Origin of the sequence: Enterobacter sp. WCHEn045836 (genome assembly GCF_003965585.1) — a bacterium.
Lineage (GTDB): Bacteria > Pseudomonadota > Gammaproteobacteria > Enterobacterales > Enterobacteriaceae > Enterobacter > Enterobacter dissolvens.
Genome location: NZ_RXPT01000005.1, coordinates 120,119 through 137,022, shown reverse-complemented (window position 1 = coordinate 137,022; position 16,904 = coordinate 120,119). Strand labels below are relative to the sequence as shown.

Annotated in this window: 15 protein-coding genes; 6 read left to right on the top strand and 9 right to left on the bottom strand. The window is 55.0% G+C overall.

Translation table 11 applies throughout. The features are described 5' to 3' along the window. Window positions 1-209: 209 nt before the first annotated feature. On the top strand, window positions 210-1,274 hold the full coding sequence (gene ulaG / locus EKN38_RS08435; protein WP_014830392.1) for an L-ascorbate 6-phosphate lactonase: 1,065 nt from the start codon (window positions 210-212) through the stop codon (window positions 1,272-1,274). Window positions 1,275-1,384: 110 nt separating this feature from the next. After that, window positions 1,385-2,140 carry an HTH-type transcriptional regulator UlaR gene (ulaR, locus tag EKN38_RS08430; RefSeq protein ID WP_013095301.1) on the top strand — a complete coding sequence of 252 codons (756 nt, stop codon included), beginning with the start codon at window positions 1,385-1,387 and terminating at the stop codon, window positions 2,138-2,140. On the opposite strand, the gene yjfP is transcribed toward ulaR, so the two are convergent. After that, complete coding sequence (yjfP, locus tag EKN38_RS08425) at window positions 2,137-2,859, bottom strand: esterase (RefSeq protein ID WP_014830391.1); 723 nt, start codon at window positions 2,857-2,859, stop codon at window positions 2,137-2,139. The genes ulaR and yjfP overlap by 4 nt on opposite strands. Window positions 2,860-2,996: 137 nt before the next feature. On the opposite strand from yjfP, the gene bsmA reads away from it, so the two are divergent. The 3 genes from bsmA to EKN38_RS08410 all read left to right on the top strand — a co-directional run bounded on the left by bsmA (window position 2,997) and on the right by EKN38_RS08410 (window position 5,852). Next, window positions 2,997-3,326, top strand: a complete 330-nt coding sequence (gene bsmA / locus EKN38_RS08420; RefSeq protein WP_071830088.1) for a biofilm peroxide resistance protein BsmA — start codon at window positions 2,997-2,999, stop codon at window positions 3,324-3,326. 136 nt (window positions 3,327-3,462) lie between these two features. Next, window positions 3,463-3,750 (top strand): DUF1471 family protease activator YjfN, encoded by a 288-nt coding sequence (yjfN, locus tag EKN38_RS08415; RefSeq protein WP_043951556.1) that lies wholly within the window; start codon window positions 3,463-3,465, stop codon window positions 3,748-3,750. 170 nt (window positions 3,751-3,920) lie between these two features. After that, entirely contained in the window at window positions 3,921-5,852 is a 1,932-nt protein-coding gene (locus tag EKN38_RS08410; RefSeq protein WP_014830389.1) for a methyl-accepting chemotaxis protein, read from the top strand. On the opposite strand, the gene EKN38_RS08405 is transcribed toward EKN38_RS08410, so the two are convergent. Further along, complete coding sequence (locus tag EKN38_RS08405; protein WP_126521987.1) at window positions 5,849-7,471, bottom strand: isovaleryl-CoA dehydrogenase; 1,623 nt, start codon at window positions 7,469-7,471, stop codon at window positions 5,849-5,851. The two genes, EKN38_RS08410 and EKN38_RS08405, sit on opposite strands and share 4 nt — an antisense overlap. A 193-nt stretch (window positions 7,472-7,664) precedes the next feature. On the opposite strand from EKN38_RS08405, the gene EKN38_RS08400 reads away from it, so the two are divergent. After that, window positions 7,665-8,939 carry an MFS transporter gene (locus EKN38_RS08400; RefSeq protein WP_014830387.1) on the top strand — a complete coding sequence of 425 codons (1,275 nt, stop codon included), beginning with the start codon at window positions 7,665-7,667 and terminating at the stop codon, window positions 8,937-8,939. Window positions 8,940-9,029: 90 nt separating this feature from the next. Here the strand turns inward: EKN38_RS08400 and rlmB are convergent, their stop codons facing one another. From rlmB to hflK, 7 genes are all read right to left on the bottom strand, one after another. After that, window positions 9,030-9,764, bottom strand: a complete 735-nt coding sequence (rlmB, locus tag EKN38_RS08395; protein WP_014830386.1) for a 23S rRNA (guanosine(2251)-2'-O)-methyltransferase RlmB — start codon at window positions 9,762-9,764, stop codon at window positions 9,030-9,032. A gap of 67 nt (window positions 9,765-9,831) precedes the next feature. Further along, window positions 9,832-12,273 (bottom strand): ribonuclease R, encoded by a 2,442-nt coding sequence (rnr, locus tag EKN38_RS08390; RefSeq protein ID WP_014830385.1) that lies wholly within the window; start codon window positions 12,271-12,273, stop codon window positions 9,832-9,834. A gap of 38 nt (window positions 12,274-12,311) precedes the next feature. After that, entirely contained in the window at window positions 12,312-12,737 is a 426-nt protein-coding gene (gene nsrR / locus EKN38_RS08385; RefSeq protein WP_014830384.1) for a nitric oxide-sensing transcriptional repressor NsrR, read from the bottom strand. Between the two features lie 192 nt (window positions 12,738-12,929). Continuing rightward, window positions 12,930-14,228 (bottom strand): adenylosuccinate synthase, encoded by a 1,299-nt coding sequence (locus EKN38_RS08380; RefSeq protein ID WP_006178975.1) that lies wholly within the window; start codon window positions 14,226-14,228, stop codon window positions 12,930-12,932. Window positions 14,229-14,332: 104 nt separating this feature from the next. Beyond that, a complete protein-coding gene (locus tag EKN38_RS08375) occupies window positions 14,333-14,530 on the bottom strand; it encodes a DUF2065 domain-containing protein (protein ID WP_013095291.1) in 198 nt (65 codons plus the stop codon). 71 nt (window positions 14,531-14,601) lie between these two features. Continuing rightward, window positions 14,602-15,606: a protease modulator HflC gene (hflC, locus tag EKN38_RS08370; RefSeq protein ID WP_014830383.1), complete on the bottom strand. Its 1,005-nt coding sequence runs from the start codon at window positions 15,604-15,606 to the stop codon at window positions 14,602-14,604. A 2-nt stretch (window positions 15,607-15,608) separates the two neighbouring features. After that, complete coding sequence (hflK, locus tag EKN38_RS08365) at window positions 15,609-16,868, bottom strand: FtsH protease activity modulator HflK (RefSeq protein WP_014830382.1); 1,260 nt, start codon at window positions 16,866-16,868, stop codon at window positions 15,609-15,611. Window positions 16,869-16,904 lie beyond the last annotated feature (36 nt).

The following is a 16,904-nucleotide window of genomic DNA, read 5'->3' as shown; positions in this document are numbered from 1 at the left end:
CTACCGATTCTGACGAATAAATTATTTCTTACAATTCATACAATTAATCATTGATAGCGGATATTCTAACAACGTAAAAATGGATGTCCTGTGACATGGAGAAGATAAATTTCCTCAATTTACTCGTTGCAAACCGATTCAAAGAGTGCCAGCATTAATCACAACAAATCACCAAATGATTACTTTTGATTAAACCAGGAGTCAAAACGATGAGTAAAGTGAACACCATCACCCGTGAATCATGGATTCTGAGCACCTTCCCGGAATGGGGCAGCTGGCTGAATGAAGAGATTGAGCAGGAACAGGTTGCTCCTGGTACGTTTGCAATGTGGTGGCTGGGTTGCACCGGCATCTGGTTGAAATCCGAGGGTGGCGCCAATATTTGCGTTGATTTCTGGTGCGGTACCGGCAAGCAGAGCCACGGCAATCCGCTGATGAAAAAAGGTCATCAGATGCAGCGCATGGCAGGTGTAGAAAAATTGCAGCCAAACCTGCGTACCACGCCGTTTGTTCTTGATCCTTTTGCCATTCGCCAGATCGACGCCGTCCTTTCCACCCACGATCATAACGATCACATCGATGTAAACGTGGCGGCAGCGGTGATGCAAAACTGTGCGGAGGACGTGCCGTTTATCGGGCCGCAGACCTGCGTGGATCTCTGGATTGGCTGGGGCGTGCCGAAAGAGCGCTGCATCGTCGTGAAGCCAGGCGACGTGGTGAAAATTAAAGACATTGAAATCCACGCGCTGGACGCCTTTGACCGCACCGCGCTGATCACCCTGCCCGCTGACCAGAAAGCCGCTGGCGTCCTGCCAGACGGCATGGATGAGCGAGCAGTAAACTATCTGTTTAAAACCCCTGGCGGTTCCCTGTACCACAGTGGTGATTCTCACTACTCCAACTACTATGCGAAGCATGGTAACGAGCATCAGATTGACGTGGCGCTGGGCTCCTACGGCGAGAACCCGCGCGGCATTACCGACAAAATGACCAGCGCCGATATGCTGCGCATGGCGGAAGCACTGAACACCAAAGTGGTGATTCCTTTCCACCACGATATCTGGTCAAACTTCCAGGCCGATCCGCAGGAAATCCGCGTACTGTGGGAGATGAAAAAAGACCGTCTGAAGTATGGCTTCAAGCCATTTATCTGGCAGGTAGGCGGTAAGTTCACCTGGCCGCTGGACAAAGATAATTTCGAGTATCACTACCCACGCGGTTTCGATGATTGCTTCACCATTGAGCCAGACCTGCCGTTCAAGTCATTCCTCTGATTGTGAAACCCCATCGCCAGACCTTGCGTCTGGCGATTTCATATTTATTTTAGTAATTTCACGCTATTTCAAATATCATCTTTTCAAATCAATTCTTATCGGAATAGCTCATGACGGAAGCGCAACGGCATCAAATATTACTGGAACTCCTGGCGCAAACAGGGTTTATCACCGTCGAGAAAGTGATCGAACGTTTAGGGATTTCCCCCGCGACGGCGCGACGAGACATCAATAAGCTGGATGAGAGCGGTAAGCTGAAAAAAGTCCGTAACGGCGCGGAAGCCATCAGCCAGCAGCGCCCTCGCTGGACGCCGATGAATATCCATCAGGCACAAAACCACGATGAAAAAGTGCGCATTGCCAGAGCCGCATCGCAGCTGGTCAACCCGGGTGAGAGTGTGGTGATCAACTGCGGCTCCACGGCATTTCTGCTGGGCCGCGAGATGTGCGGTAAACCGGTGCAAATCATCACCAACTATCTGCCGCTGGCTAACTATCTCATCGATCAGGAACATGAAAGCGTGGTGATCATGGGCGGCCAGTATAATAAGAGCCAGTCCATTACCCTCAGTCCCCAGGATAGCGAAAACAGCCTCTATGCGGGGCACTGGATGTTTACCAGCGGCAAAGGCCTGACAGCGGATGGGCTCTACAAAACCGACATGTTAACTGCGATGGCAGAGCAAAATATGCTTAACGTCGTGGGCAAGCTCGTCGTACTGGTCGACAGCAGCAAAGTCGGCGAGCGTGCAGGGATGTTGTTCAGCCGCGCCGAGCAGATTGACATGGTGATCACCGGCAAACATGCCAATCCAGAGATCCTCCAGAAGCTGGAAGATCAGGGCGTCAAAATTCTGCGCGTTTAAAGATGCTGGCGGAAAAAATCCACCGTCGCGTCCAGCGCCGCTGGCGTGATACGGTGGCGAACCCCCGCTTCCCACAGGCAGGTCAGGTTGCCGTCCAGCCCTTCGCGCTGTAGTGCCTGCTGGAGACGGAAGGTTTCGCCAGGGGGCACCACATCATCCGCGTCACCATGCCACAACAGCAACGGGCGATCGGCCAGACGCGGTAACGCCCGGGTCACTTCCCATTCGGCCAGCAACGCGTCAATCTCCGTCGCGTCTTGCGGTGGAAACAGCGTTTTTGACAATGACGTAAAATAGCCCGAGCCCATCAGGCACGCCACAGAGCTCACCTCAGGGTGACGGGCCATGATCCCGAGCGCCGTCATTCCCCCCATTGATGCGCCGGCCACCGCCAGCCGTTGATCCGCCACCAGCCCCGCCTGGTAAAGCGCATCGCGCAGCCCGGCAAATTCGCTCAGGCTACCGTGTAAAATCTGCCAGAACTGCCCCAGTCGCACCTGTTCATCACCGGTAAAACGTGCACCGTGATCGGGCGCATCCGGCATCACTACCCGAAAACCGGCCTGCGCCAGCGCCACCGCAAAGTAGCTGTAAACCAGCTTTGATGAGGTAAAGCCATGATAAAAAACCACAACAGGCAGCGGTTGCGCATGTTTCCCCGCAGGGATAGCGTGTAATATTTCATGATTGCCGAGGCGGCGAGTTTCAATTTCAATCATTGTCGACCCTGTGCTGATGAATGATTCATAATGTTGAGAACTGGATTACGCTTTCACGATATTTTCATTCGAAATATACGTACCAGATAACACTTCGGGAACATTCCCCCAAAACTAAATTCGCAGACAACTACACTATGGCTATCAGGAAACGAGATATGGTTATGCGCAGGTTTGCTACTTTATTGTTGCTGGTTCTGCTCAGTGGCTGTAGTGCGCTACAGGGGACACCGCAACCCGCTCCCCCGGTCGCCGATCATCCGCAGGAGATTCGTCGTAATCAGACGGAAGGATTACAACGAATGGGTACCGTCTCCGCGCTGGTTCGCGGATCCCCGGATGACGCAGAGGAGTCAATAAAGGCGCAAGCTGCCGCCGCTAAAGCAGATTATTACGTCATCATTATGATCGATGAAACCATCATTACGGGCCAGTGGTACTCACAGGCTATTTTGTACCGTAAATAACGATCTTCATTTGAACGACATTTACACTGCTTTGCGTCCATAGACATTTTCCTGTCCACAATAAACTCCATGCCCGCGACAATGGAAGTGAGTTTATTTGCGAAGGAGTGCCCGGCGGATACCGGAGAAATGTGAAATGGAGCTGACAATGAAACGAACTCTTGCTTTGACCTCTCTGTTGCTCTCGGCAGGCCTTGTGAGCACGACTGCACAGTCAGCAGAATTCGCCAGTGCTGATTGCGTCACTGGCCTTAATGAAATTGGCCAGATCTCCGTCAATAACATTTCGGGGAGCCCGCAAGATGTTGAACGTGTCGTGGCATTAAAAGCCGATGAACAGGGCGCTTCCTGGTATCGCATTGTACAGATGCAGGAAGATAACCGTAGCGATCATTGGCGCGTACAAGCTATTCTCTATGTCTAATCATCTCCGATAAAAGCCACTTATTTTTAGTGGCTTTTCGTTTTTGCAAATTTTTTATCTCCCTTCAAAGCCATAAAAAACAACTTGATAAGATTTTGTTACATTTTTTAAGTAAATGTTAGCTCTGCCCTGCCGTTGAAAAGCCATACCTTTTCAATAATGAGCAATTTATGATCACCTTTTTTCGCCGTGCGGGTCTGGGCGCAAAGTTATCGCTTCTTACCGGTGTGAGTGTCGCCACGCTGTTTCTGCTTTTCACTTTTCTGCTCAGCCATAAAGCCAGCCAGCAGCTTGAAGCCCTTGCGGTAGAAGACCTGCATAACCAGTCCACCGGTATGGTTGATATGGTACAGATGTTTAACACCAGTCTGAGCGAAGAGGTCGAGAGCTATACCCGGCTGTTCACCACCTTTTTACCGCAACCTTTGAGCGTCGACAGTAGTCAACTCCAGACCATTAACGGGCTTAGCGTGCCCCTTCTGAAAGGGGGAGAAACGGGCCTGCATGAAAACAATGCCCTTTCTGACGATTTCCTCAAGCGTACAGGGGCAATCTCGACCCTGTTTGTGCGTAGCGGTAATGATTTTGTCCGTGTCGCCACCTCCCTGCGCAAAGAGAATGGCGATCGGGCAATGGGTACCGTTCTGGACACTGCCAGCCCGGCCTATGCGGCCGTCACTAAAGGCGAGGTCTATCGCGGTCTGGCGCTGCTGTTCGGCAAGCGCTATATCACCCAGTATCAGCCGTTCAAAAACGCAGACGGCCAGGTCATTGGGATCATTTTTGTTGGTGTGGATATCACTCACTCCTGGAACGTAATGCGCGAAAAAATCCTCAATCGCCGTTTAGGTGACAGTGGACACTTCTTCGTGCTGGATCGCAGCAACGGTAAAACGCGCGGACAGTTACTGTTCCACACGAGCAGAGAAGGCCAGTTGCCTGAGTGGGACAGCGCCACCCAGCAGCAGTTGCTGAGCAATACCCCGGGTACGCTGGAACGCGTAAGTGAGGACGGTCGTATCGTGAAAATGGCCTACACGCCGCTGCCGGGCTGGAACTGGACCATTGTGGGGGAAGTGGATAAATCGGTCCTGCTCTCAAGCGTCACCACGATGCGGGATCGCTTCCTGCTGGCAGGCGTGGCGCTGTCAGTCCTGTTTGCCGCGCTGTTTGTCATCATCATTCGTCGCATGCTGACGCGCCCGCTGCGTAACGTCATTCACCTTGCCCGGCAGTATGCTGCGGGCGATCTGCGTGCCAGCCTGGCCGTTACCCGTCAGGACGAGGTTGGCCAACTTATCGACGCCATCAACGGGATCGGCGGCGGTCTGGAAAAAATTGTCCTGCAGGTACGCGAGGCCGCAGGCGAGATCCATCTGGGGACTAACGCCCTGGCCTCTGATACCGGTGAGATCTCAGAGCAGATCAACAAACAGGCCAGCAGCGTTGAAGAGACCTCCGCGAGTATGGAACAACTCGCCGCAACCGTGCAGCAAAACGCGGCCAATATGGAACAAACGCAGCAGCTGGTGGGGGAAACCTCACGCGCGGTGCATCAGGGGGGCGAGACGGTGACGAACGCAGTCTCCACCATGGATGCTATTCGCGACGCCTCAAAGCGCATCGAGGACATCACGCGCGTGATTGAGTCGATTGCTTTCCAGACCAATATTCTGGCGCTTAATGCAGCGGTTGAAGCTGCACGCGCCGGCGAGCACGGAAAAGGGTTTGCTGTGGTCGCGCAGGAAGTGCGCGCCCTGGCGGCACGCAGCGCTAACGCCGTGAAAGAAATTGAGCAGCTAATTGGCGACACGCTGAACAAGGTGAGTGAAGGCCATGCGCTCTCAGAGCAGACGCGTCTGGCGATGGATGCCATCATCGCGCACATCGATAACATCAACCAACTGGTGACCGGGATCAACCATGCATCCCGCGAACAGTCGGCGGGGATCCGTCAGGTGAATCTGGCCATGACCCATATTGGTGAAGCCTCCCACATCAACGCCGATCGCGTCTCGCGCAGCGAGCAAACGGCACAATCGCTGCGCGAGAAAGGGTCGCACCTGACCCAGCTGGTGAGCCTGTTCCAGCTTAAAAACTAGCCCACTCTGCCCGTGGCGCGCAGCAGCAGATCACTTTGAACCTGCTCTGTCATCAGTGTGCCGCCACGGGTATCCAGCATCATACGGCACCAGGCCTGCGCGACAGGTGGGGATGCGTGCCGCAGCATCTGGCTTCCGGCGCCCAGCAGGAATAGCTGATGCGCAATCTCCCGGCCCTGCGCCTCCTGCGGTTTACGCAGCTTTTGCTGTAACTGTCGCCAGCTGCGATCGAAGTGCCTGTCCTGGCCTTTTACCTGCGCAAAATCCTCTGCCAGCAGATCGAACATACCCGGCTGCTTCGCCAGAACGCGCAGAACATCCAGACACATGATGTTCCCTGAGCCTTCCCAGATGCTGTTCACCGGCATCTCGCGATACAGGCGGGGGAGTTCACTCTCCTCGCAGTACCCGATGCCGCCCAACACCTCCATCGCCTCTGCCACAAACGGGATACCCGCTTTGCAGACGCTGTATTTCGCGGCTGGTGTGAAAAGCCGCGCCCAGGCCGCCTCTTGCGGATCGGCGCGTTTATCCCACGCCCGGGCAAGGCGAAACAGCAGTGCCGTTTGCCCCTCCAGCACCAGCGCCATGCGGCTCAGAACGTCGCGCATCAGCGGCTGATCGATGAGGTTTTTCCCGAACGTCTGTAGCTGATGGGCGTGGTACAGCGCCACGGATAATGCCCGACGCATCAACCCATGGCTGCCCAGAGCGCAGTCAAAACGCGTTAACCCGCCCATGCGCAGGATCTGTCGTACCCCTTCCCCCTCTTCCCCTAACAACCAACCGGACGCATCCAGAAACTCCGCTTCACTGCTGGCGTTAGCGCGGTTACCGAGCTTGTCTTTCAGCCGCTCCAGGCGCACGGCGTTGCGCTGCCCGTCAGGCAAAAAGCGAGGAACAAAAAAGCAGGACAACCCGCCTTTCGCCTGCGCCAGCACCAGATGCGCATCGCTTTGTGGCACGGAGAAAAACCACTTATGACCCACCAGCCGGTAGCTGCCGTCGCTGCACTTTTCCGCTTTGGTGGTGTTGCTGAGCACGTCCGAGCCGCCCTGTTTTTCCGTCATCCCCATGCCGATCAGCAGGCCGCGCTTTTGGGCTCCAGGGGCAAGGTGAGGATCATAACGATCGCTCAGTAGCGGCGTGAGCCAGTTCTGGAAAGATTCAGGCAGCGCCTGTTGCAGCAGCGGCGTGGCGGCAAACGTCATGGTAACGGGACACAGCGTTCCGGCCTCAACCTGAGCATGCAACACGAAGCGCGCGGCGCGAGCGACAAAGGAGCCTTTACGCGCCTCCTCTTCCCACGCCAGGTTATGCACCCGGTTAGCACACAGCCCCTGCATCAGAAGATGCCAGGCGGGGTGAAAACGGACATCATCCAGCCGCTCACCGGTGGGGTCATAGCGGAGTAACTCCGGCGGATTGACGTTCGCCAGCCTGCCAAGCTCCAGTGACTCCGCCGTACCTAACTGCTGGCCGATACTGGCCAGCAGCTCGCTATCCCACTCCGCGCCTTCGCGAGCCACCGCGTCACGCAGGGCACAATCAGAGAGAAAAAGGTTGCTGTTCGAAAGCGGTGCGGGTTGGTTAAAAACGGTATGTGTTTGCCAGTGCATGCTGTCTCCCTCCTTCAGTGGCAATGAAGATAAGTATGGACAGACCGCGTGCACGCTGCATGGGAGTAAGGTCACACGGTAGCGATCCCGCTGATATCATTCGTGAAATAGCTCACAGAACATAAGAATAAACTATTTCATCACTTCACTTTTATTGAATAATTTATTCTTACCCCTTTCAGTGAGGAAAGTTATGCAACCGAATGCGCATAAGCGTGCGTTAATTGCAGGCTCCATTGGTAATTTCATCGAGTGGTATGAGTTTGCGGTCTACGGCTTTCTGGCCACCGTGATTGCGAAAAACTTCTTCCAGCTTGAAGGTGAGTCAGGGCTGACCAGCCTGATCCTCACCTATGCCTCGTTTGCCATCGCTTTCTTTTTCCGTCCGCTGGGGGCGGTGGTATTTGGCCGTATTGGTGACCGTATTGGCCGTAAACCGACGCTGATCATTGTGCTGGTGCTGATGACGCTCGCCACCGCCGCCATCGGCATTGTGCCGGTCTATGCCAGCATCGGTATCGCCGCCCCACTGATCGTCACGCTGCTGCGCATCCTGCAGGGATTGTTTGCGGGAGGTGAGTACGGTGGTGCCGTTTCCTTGATGACGGAATTTGCACCCCGCGGTAAACGCGGTCTGTATGGCGCATGGCAGTCGTTCACGGTGGCGCTGGGGTTGTTAGCGGGCGCGGGTATTGTCGCCTTGCTTTCTGCATTACTGACACCGGAAGCCCTGCATGACTGGGGCTGGCGCATTCCATTTTTCCTGGCGTTACCCATGGGTGTGGTGGCGCTCTGGTTGCGGGTGAGTATGGAAGAGACGCCGAGCTTCGTGCAGCAGCAGGAAAAACCGCTCATCGCACAGGCCAGTACCGTCGCCACAATTAAAGCGATCGTGATGGGAATTGGCCGGGTGATGGTCTGGTCGGCGGCGGGTTATACCTATCTGGTGATTATGCCGACCTATCTGCAATCGGCACTGCACACCGGATTTAACCAGGCACTGTTAATAGCCGTGATTTCGAATATCGGCTTTGCGCTCACCATTATTCCGTCGGGGATCCTGAGCGACAGGATCGGCCGCCGCACGGTAATGATTATCGCCACCGCGTTACTGCTGATCCTCGCCCTGCCGCTGCTGAAAATTCTGCAGGCGGAGTCGAGTACCCTGGCGGTGAAAGCGATCATGGTGTTGATTGCGGGCGGTCTGGTGGGCATGCTCGCAGGTCCAGGGCCGGCAATGCTCTCAGAGATGTTCCCGACGCGCGTGCGCTATACGGGACTTGGGCTGGCGTATTCCTTGTCGAATGCCATTTTCTCGGGGTGTGCGGGGCTGATCATTACCGGGCTGATTAAAGAGACGGGAAACCTCGATATTCCGGCATATTACGTCATGGCGACGGCGGTAGTGAGTATTGTGGCGCTGATGACGCTCAGGAAGGATGACCATTTGCGGGCGCTGGAGGAGTGAGGTTGTCACCGTCTGGTGCCCTCACCCCGGCCCTCTCCCACCGGGAGAGGGAGAAAACACAAAAGGCCGTCCACAGGACGGCCTTGCTGTTTATTCTGCGCGCTGACGTACCGCTTCAAACAGGCAAATACCCGTTGCAACAGAAACGTTCAGGGACGACACGCTGCCCGCCATCGGGATGCTGATCAGCTCATCGCAGTGCTCGCGCGTCAGGCGACGCATGCCTTCACCTTCCGCCCCCATCACCAGCGCCAGTCGGCCGGTCATTTTGCTCTGATACAGAGTATGATCCGCTTCACCGGCGGTACCGACGATCCAGATATTCTCTTCCTGCAGCAGACGCATGGTGCGCGCCAGGTTGGTGACGCGGATCAGTGGAACGTTTTCCGCTGCACCACAGGCCACTTTCTTCGCCGTCGCGTTCAGCTGTGCAGAACGATCTTTCGGCACGATCACCGCATGAACGCCTGCCGCATCAGCACTACGCAGACACGCGCCGAGGTTATGCGGATCGGTCACGCCATCAAGGATCAGGAAGAACGGGTTATCCAGTGCAGCGATCAGATCCGGCAGATCGTTTTCCTGATACTGACGACCTGGCTTCACGCGGGCAATAATTCCCTGGTGAACCGCACCTTCACTTTTCTCATCCAGGAACTGGCGATTGGCCAGCTGGATCACCACGCCCTGCGCTTCCAGTGCGTGGATCAGCGGCATCAGACGTTTGTCTTCACGCCCTTTCAGAATAAACACTTCCTGAAAACGCTCCGGTGCGCGCTCCAGCAGGGCCTGCACCGCGTGGATGCCGTAAATCATTTCACTCATTGATGATTCTCATAATAGGTAATTCCCCCTCTCCCCGTTGGGGAGAGGGTCAGGGTGAGGGGAGGATTTACTCCGCCTGCTGTTTCTTCGCTGCGCGCTTCGCTTTGGTCGCAGCAGCAATTTTCTGCGTTTTCGCGGACGGCTTTTTCGCCTTGCGAGCCTCTTTCTTCGCCGCTTTTGGCTTCTGCTTTTTCTCACCGCGGAATGCGCTGTCTGGCTCGAAGTTTACTTTCTTGCCCGCCTGACGCCGTTTGCCACTCGCGTTGCCGTTACCGCCTTTTTTCGCCTTCTCACGCGCGGTTTTCCCTACGTTACGCGGCGCGCGCTCGCTGGAGATCAGGCTGAAGTCAATCTTACGCTCGTCCATGTTGACGGCTTCGACCTTCACTTCCACCCGATCGCCAAGGCGATAGGTCTGTCCACCCGATTCGCCAATCAGACGCTGCCCGACCTGGTCGAAACGGTAGTAGTCGTTATCCAGACTGGAGACATGCACCAGACCGTCGATAAACAGCTCGTCCAGACGAACAAAGAAACCAAACCCGGTCACACTGGCAATGACGCCTTTGAAAATGTTACCGACCTGATCCAGCATAAAGTCGCATTTCAGCCAGTCAGAGACTTCGCGCGTCGCTTCATCGGCACGGCGCTCGGTCATGGAACAGTGCTGACCCAGTTGCAGCATCTCTTCCATGGAATAGTGGTACCCGCCGGTTTCAGTCGTGTTTCCTTTATGGCCCTGCTCCTGCGCCAGCAGATACTTGATCGCGCGGTGCAAAGACAGGTCCGGATAACGACGGATCGGCGATGTAAAGTGGGCGTAAGACTGCAGCGCCAGACCGAAGTGACCACGGTTTTCCGGATCGTAAATCGCCTGCTTCATGGAGCGCAGCAGCATGGTCTGCAGCATTTCTGCATCCGGGCGATCGCCAATGGATTCCAGCAGCTCGGCATAATCGCGCGGCTCTGGCTTGTTACCGCCAGGCAGCTCCAGACCGAGTTCAGCCAGTACGGAGCGGAACGCGGTGATCGCTTCCGTCGACGGTTTATCGTGGATACGGAACAGCGCGGGTTCCTTGGCTTTCTCGACGAAACGGGCCGCCGAAATGTTCGCCAGGATCATACACTCCTCGATCAGCTTATGCGCATCATTACGCTGGGTCTGTTCGATACGCTCAATGCGGCGTTCAGCGTTGAAAATGAACTTCGCCTCTTCGCTTTCAAACGAGATCCCGCCGCGCTCTTCGCGTGCCTGATCCAGCGTTTTGTAGAGGTTATGCAGCTCTTCGATATGTTTGACCAGCGGCGCATACTGCTCACGCAGATCCTGGTCCCCCTGCAGCATATGCCAGACCTTGGTATAGGTCAGGCGCGCATGGGAACTCATCACCGCTTCGTAGAACTTGTAACCGGTTAAGCGACCTTTACTGGAGATGGTCATCTCGCAAACCATACACAGGCGATCAACCTGCGGGTTCAGGGAACAGAGGCCATTGGAGAGCACTTCCGGCAGCATCGGTACCACCTGAGACGGGAAGTAGACCGACGTACCACGGCTGCGCGCTTCGTTATCGAGTGGCGTGTGGGGACGAACGTAATAGCTCACGTCCGCGATAGCAACCCACAGACGCCAGCCGCCACCGCGTTTTTTCTCGCAGTATACGGCGTCATCGAAGTCGCGGGCGTCTTCACCATCAATGGTGACCAGCGGCAGACTGCGCAGGTCCACACGTCCCGCTTTGGACTCTTCCGGAACCTCTTCCTTCAGGCCCACAATCTGCTCTTCAACCGCTTTTGGCCAGATGTAAGGGATCTCATGCGTACGCAGGGCCATATCAACAGCCATGCCGGTACCCATGTTATCGCCCAGCACTTCCACAATTTTCCCTACCGCTTTGGTGCGACGCGTTGGACGCTGGGTAAGCTCCACCACCACCACAAAGCCCATGCGCGCGCCCATCACCTCTTCAGGCGGGATCAGGATATCGAAGCTCAGACGGCTGTCATCCGGTACCACAAAGCCTACACCGGCATCGGTAAAGTAGCGGCCAACGATCTGGCTGGTTTTTGGCACCAGCACACGAACCACACGTGCTTCGCGACGACCTTTACGATCGGCACCCAGCGGCTGCGCCAGGATCTGGTCGCCATGGATACACATTTTCATCTGTTCGGATGAGAGGTAGAGATCGTCTTTACGGCCCTCTACGCGCAGAAAACCGTAACCGTCGCGGTGACCAATGACGGTCCCTTTCAGCAGGTCGAGGCGTTCTGGTAGCGCATAGCACTGGCGGCGGGTAAAGACCAGTTGCCCGTCGCGCTCCATAGCACGCAGTCGGCGGCGAAGGGCTTCAATTTGCTCTTCACCTTCAATGTTTAATTCAACAGCAAGTTCTTCACGATTGGCGGGTTTTTCGCGTTTTGTTAAGTGTTCAATGATGAACTCGCGGCTGGGAATAGGATTCGCGTATTTTTCAGCTTCGCGTTCCTGGAAAGGATCATGTGACATATCGGTTCCTCCGTTGTCAGCTCCGGTGGAAATTTTCTTCATTCCACCAGCAATAATTTATAAAGCGGTTGATTCTCTTCAACCAAATCGGCCAGCGTGTAGTTATCCAGTTCCTTGAGAAAACTTTGCACGGCCAGAGAAAGCGCCTGTTTCAGGCGACAAGCGGGCGTAATGTGGCAGAACTCGCTGCTGCAGTTCACCAGAGATAATGGCTCCAGTTCACGTACCACATCCCCGATACGAATACTTTGCGCCGGTTTACCGAGACGGATCCCACCATTTTTCCCGCGGACGGCAGCAACGTATCCGGCACGACTAAGTTGATTGATTATTTTGACCATATGATTACGGGACACGCCGTAGACCTCTGTTACTTCAGAGATACTGGTCATTTTCCCATCGGGTAACGACGCCATGTAGATCAGCGCACGTAAGCCGTAATCGGTGAAACTTGTTAACTGCACATCAACCTCAGGAAAAAAGGAAAACGCGGATAGACCGCAAAGTGATTCATTAATGATGATAAACCAGCCAGATAGTTAGCGGCTAATTTATTTGACAGACGGGGCGAAAAAGCGGAGATCCAGGAGCGGTCGCCGGATGGCGCTACGCTTATCCAGCCTACGGGTTTCCCCGCAGGCCAGCAGTCACGAAGATTATGCGTCGAACGGGTCGCGCAGGATCATCGTTTCAGTACGATCCGGGCCGGTAGAGATAATGTCGATCGGCACTTCGGTCAGTTCTTCAATGCGCTTGATGTAATCCAGCGCCGCCTGCGGCAGGCCGCTACGCTCTTTCACACCAAAGGTGGTCTCAGACCAGCCTGGCATGGTTTCGTAGATTGGCTCGATGCCTTCCCAGTCGTCAGCAGCCAGCGGCGTGGTGGTCACTTCACGGCCATCTGGCATGCGGTAGCCGACGCAGATTTTCACTTCTTTCAGGCCGTCCAGTACGTCCAGCTTGGTCAGGCAGAAACCAGACAGGGAGTTGATCTGCACTGCACGACGCACAGCAACCGCATCCAGCCAGCCGGTACGACGACGACGACCGGTGGTCGCGCCAAACTCGTTACCCTGCTTGCACAGGAACTCGCCGGTTTCATCAAACAGCTCGGTCGGGAATGGACCCGCACCCACGCGAGTGGAGTACGCTTTAATGATACCCAGAACGTAATCCACATAACGTGGACCCAGGCCAGAACCCGTCGCCACGCCACCTGCGGTGGTGTTGGAGGAGGTTACGTACGGATAGGTACCGTGGTCGATGTCCAGCAGCGTACCCTGCGCACCTTCGAACATGACGAAATCGCCACGCTTGCGTGCCTGGTCAAGCAGATCGGACACATCAACAACCATACCGGTCAGAATGTCAGCAATCGCCATGACGTCATCCAGCACTTTCTGGTAGTCAACAGCGTCAGCTTTGTAGAAGTTCACCAGCTGGAAGTTGTGATATTCCATCACTTCTTTCAGTTTTTCAGCGAAGGTCGCTTTATCAAACAGGTCGCCCACGCGCAGACCGCGACGAGCTACTTTGTCTTCATAAGCCGGGCCGATACCACGACCGGTGGTGCCGATCGCTTTCGCGCCACGCGCTTTTTCACGCGCAACGTCCAGTGCCACGTGATAATCAAGGATCAGCGGGCAGGCTTCGGAGAGCAGCAGACGCTCGCGAACCGGGATACCACGGTCTTCCAGACCTTTCATCTCTTTCATCAGCGCAGCCGGAGACAGCACTACGCCGTTACCGATGATGCTGGTGACGTTTTCGCGGAGAATGCCTGATGGAATAAGATGGAGGACGGTTTTTTCACCGTTGATTACGAGAGTATGGCCTGCGTTGTGACCGCCCTGGTAGCGCACAACATATTTAGCCCGTTCAGTCAGAAGATCAACAATCTTCCCTTTACCTTCGTCACCCCATTGGGTGCCCAGTACGACGACGTTGTTACCCATTTTTTTCAAAATCACCGTTTGCTTAAAAATGGATTCTACCATCGCTTTTTCAGATATACAGCACTTTTTGACCCCAAAATATGCCAAATCCGATCACTTTTTGATCAGCCAATCGTTTTCCTCAACATGTAGTAGATAACAATGCCAGCAACCACAAGACCGCCACCGAATCGGCGCAAAATATTATCCGGCAACTGACTCAGGGTGGCGATCATCCGACGCCAGGCGCGCGGATAAAGCATCGGCCCCAGGCCTTCCAGGACTAAAACCAGCGCCAGGGCCAGCCAGATCGTTGAATTCATTTTTAATCCTTATAAAAGAAAACCACCGCTCCGTTGGGAGCGGTGGTTTGAATACTCAAACTAACCTGAGTTTATCGCGTTGCGTTAGTTGGCGTCTTCATATAACGGAAGAAATCGCTGTCCGGGCTGAGCACCATCACATCCTGGTTGCTCTTAAAGCTATTCTCGTAAGCACGCAGGCTACGGATAAAGGCGTAGAAGTCTGGATCCTGGCTAAACGCATCGGCAAACAGCTTCGCGGCTTCCGCATCACCTTCACCACGCAGGATACGGCCCTGACGCTCAGATTCCGCCAGCGTCTTGGTCACTTCGTAGTCCGCGGCTGCACGCAGTTTCTCAGCCTCTTCCTGACCCTGTGAACGGTGACGACGGGCTACCGCTTCACGTTCTGCACGCATACGGTTGTAGATCGCCTCAGACACTTCTGCCGGCAGGTTGATCTGCTTAATACGCACATCCACCACTTCGATACCCAGTGCAGCCATACTGTTCGGGTTGATCACCGGTACCTTGCCATTGGTTTCAGCCTGAACACGTTCAGCCGCCTTGGCAATCGCATCGTCCGCCGCTGGCGTTTCCACTTCGTCTTCCGTACCTGCAGTACCGGAGTTCAGCGCATCGCGTACTTCCAGGGTCAGACGACCACGGGAGTCGGTCACGATGTCTTTCACATCCAGACGACCAATCTCAGAACGCAGACGGTCAGAGAATTTACGTTTCAACAGCACTTCCGCCTGAGAAACATCACCACCGCCTGTTGCCAGGAAGTAACGGCTGAAATCACTGATACGCCACTTAATGTAGGAGTCAACGATCAGGTCTTTCTTCTCTTTGGTCACGAAACGATCAGCCTGGTTATCCATGGTCTGGATACGCGCATCAAGCGTCTTCACAGACTGGATAAAAGGCACCTTGAAGTGCAGACCCGGCTCATAAATCACCGGACGCTTGTCACTGTCACGGACGACGCTGCTGAACTGGAACTTAATCCCGCGCTCGCCCTCTTTCACCACAAAGATAGAGGTATAAAGTACGACCAGTACGATGACGATGATCGCAATAACTGACTTACGCATCCTTATTCCCCCTGACGCTGGTAGTCGTTACGCTGCGCGTTAGCACGGCGTTGGTCCATAATGTCACCATCGTTCGAAGAAGGCGTGGTTGTTGCGCTTGAGCTACCGGACGATGCAGGTGGCAGACGCAGCAGGTTATTCGCACCGCTGTTGTCTTTCGCTGCCGGTGCAGAACCGCCTTTCAGCATCTGATCCAGCGGCAGTACCATCAGGTTTCCACCTTTGCTGTCGTTAACCAGCACTTTACGTGTATGGCTCAGCACTTTTTCCATGGTCTCGATATAGAGACGCTCACGGGTAATTTCCGGAGCCGCTTTATATTCCGGCAGAATGCGCGCGAAACGAGCCACTTCACCCTGTGCTTCCAGGATCGTCTGAGTCTTATAGGCACGTGCTTCTTCAAGAATACGCTGCGCCTGACCGTTAGCACGAGGCTGAACTTCGTTGGTGTACGCTTCTGCTTCACGGATGTACTGCTGTTCGTTTTCACGCGCGGCAATCGCATCATCAAACGCGGCTTTCACCTCTTCCGGCGGACGAGCGGCCTGGAAGTTGACGTCAAGCAGGGTGATCCCCATGTTGTACGGACGAATGGTCTCTTCCAGCTCACGCTGGGTATCGCTACGAATAACGGTACGACCTTCGGTCAGAATACGGTCCATGGTGTATTTACCGATCACACCGCGCAGGGCGCTATCGGTGGCCTGACGCAGGCTGTCATCTGCGCTGGTCACGCTAAACAGATAACGTTCTGGATCGGTCACGCGATACTGTACGTTCATCTCAACGCGCACCACGTTCTCGTCAGAGGTCAGCATCACGCCGGAAGCGGCCAGCTCACGCACCGATTCCACGTTCACTGCGGTCACGTCGTCAATGAAGGTCGGTTTCCAGTTCAGGCCCGGCTCAACCAGATGGCTGAACTTACCAAAACGGGTGACCACGCCGCGCTCGGCTTCTTTAATGGTGTAGAACCCGCTGGCAGCCCAGATGATGACCACGGCAGCGGCCACAATGCCCACAATGCGGCCACCCATTTGCGGGCGCGGGCCCTGGGTAGAATTGCCACCCGAGCCAGACCCTTTTCCTCCACCGAGCCCACCAAGCTTCTTGCTTAGCTTGCGGAAGATATCATCCAGATCCGGCGGCCCCTGATCGCGACCACCTTTGTTGCCATTTCCCCCAGAGTTGCCGCCTTGATTATTGCTGCTTCCCCACGGGTCGCGGTCCTGTCCGTTATTACCGGGCTGATTCCACGCCATGTATATGCTCCATATTTGTTATGCAAGGGCGAATTA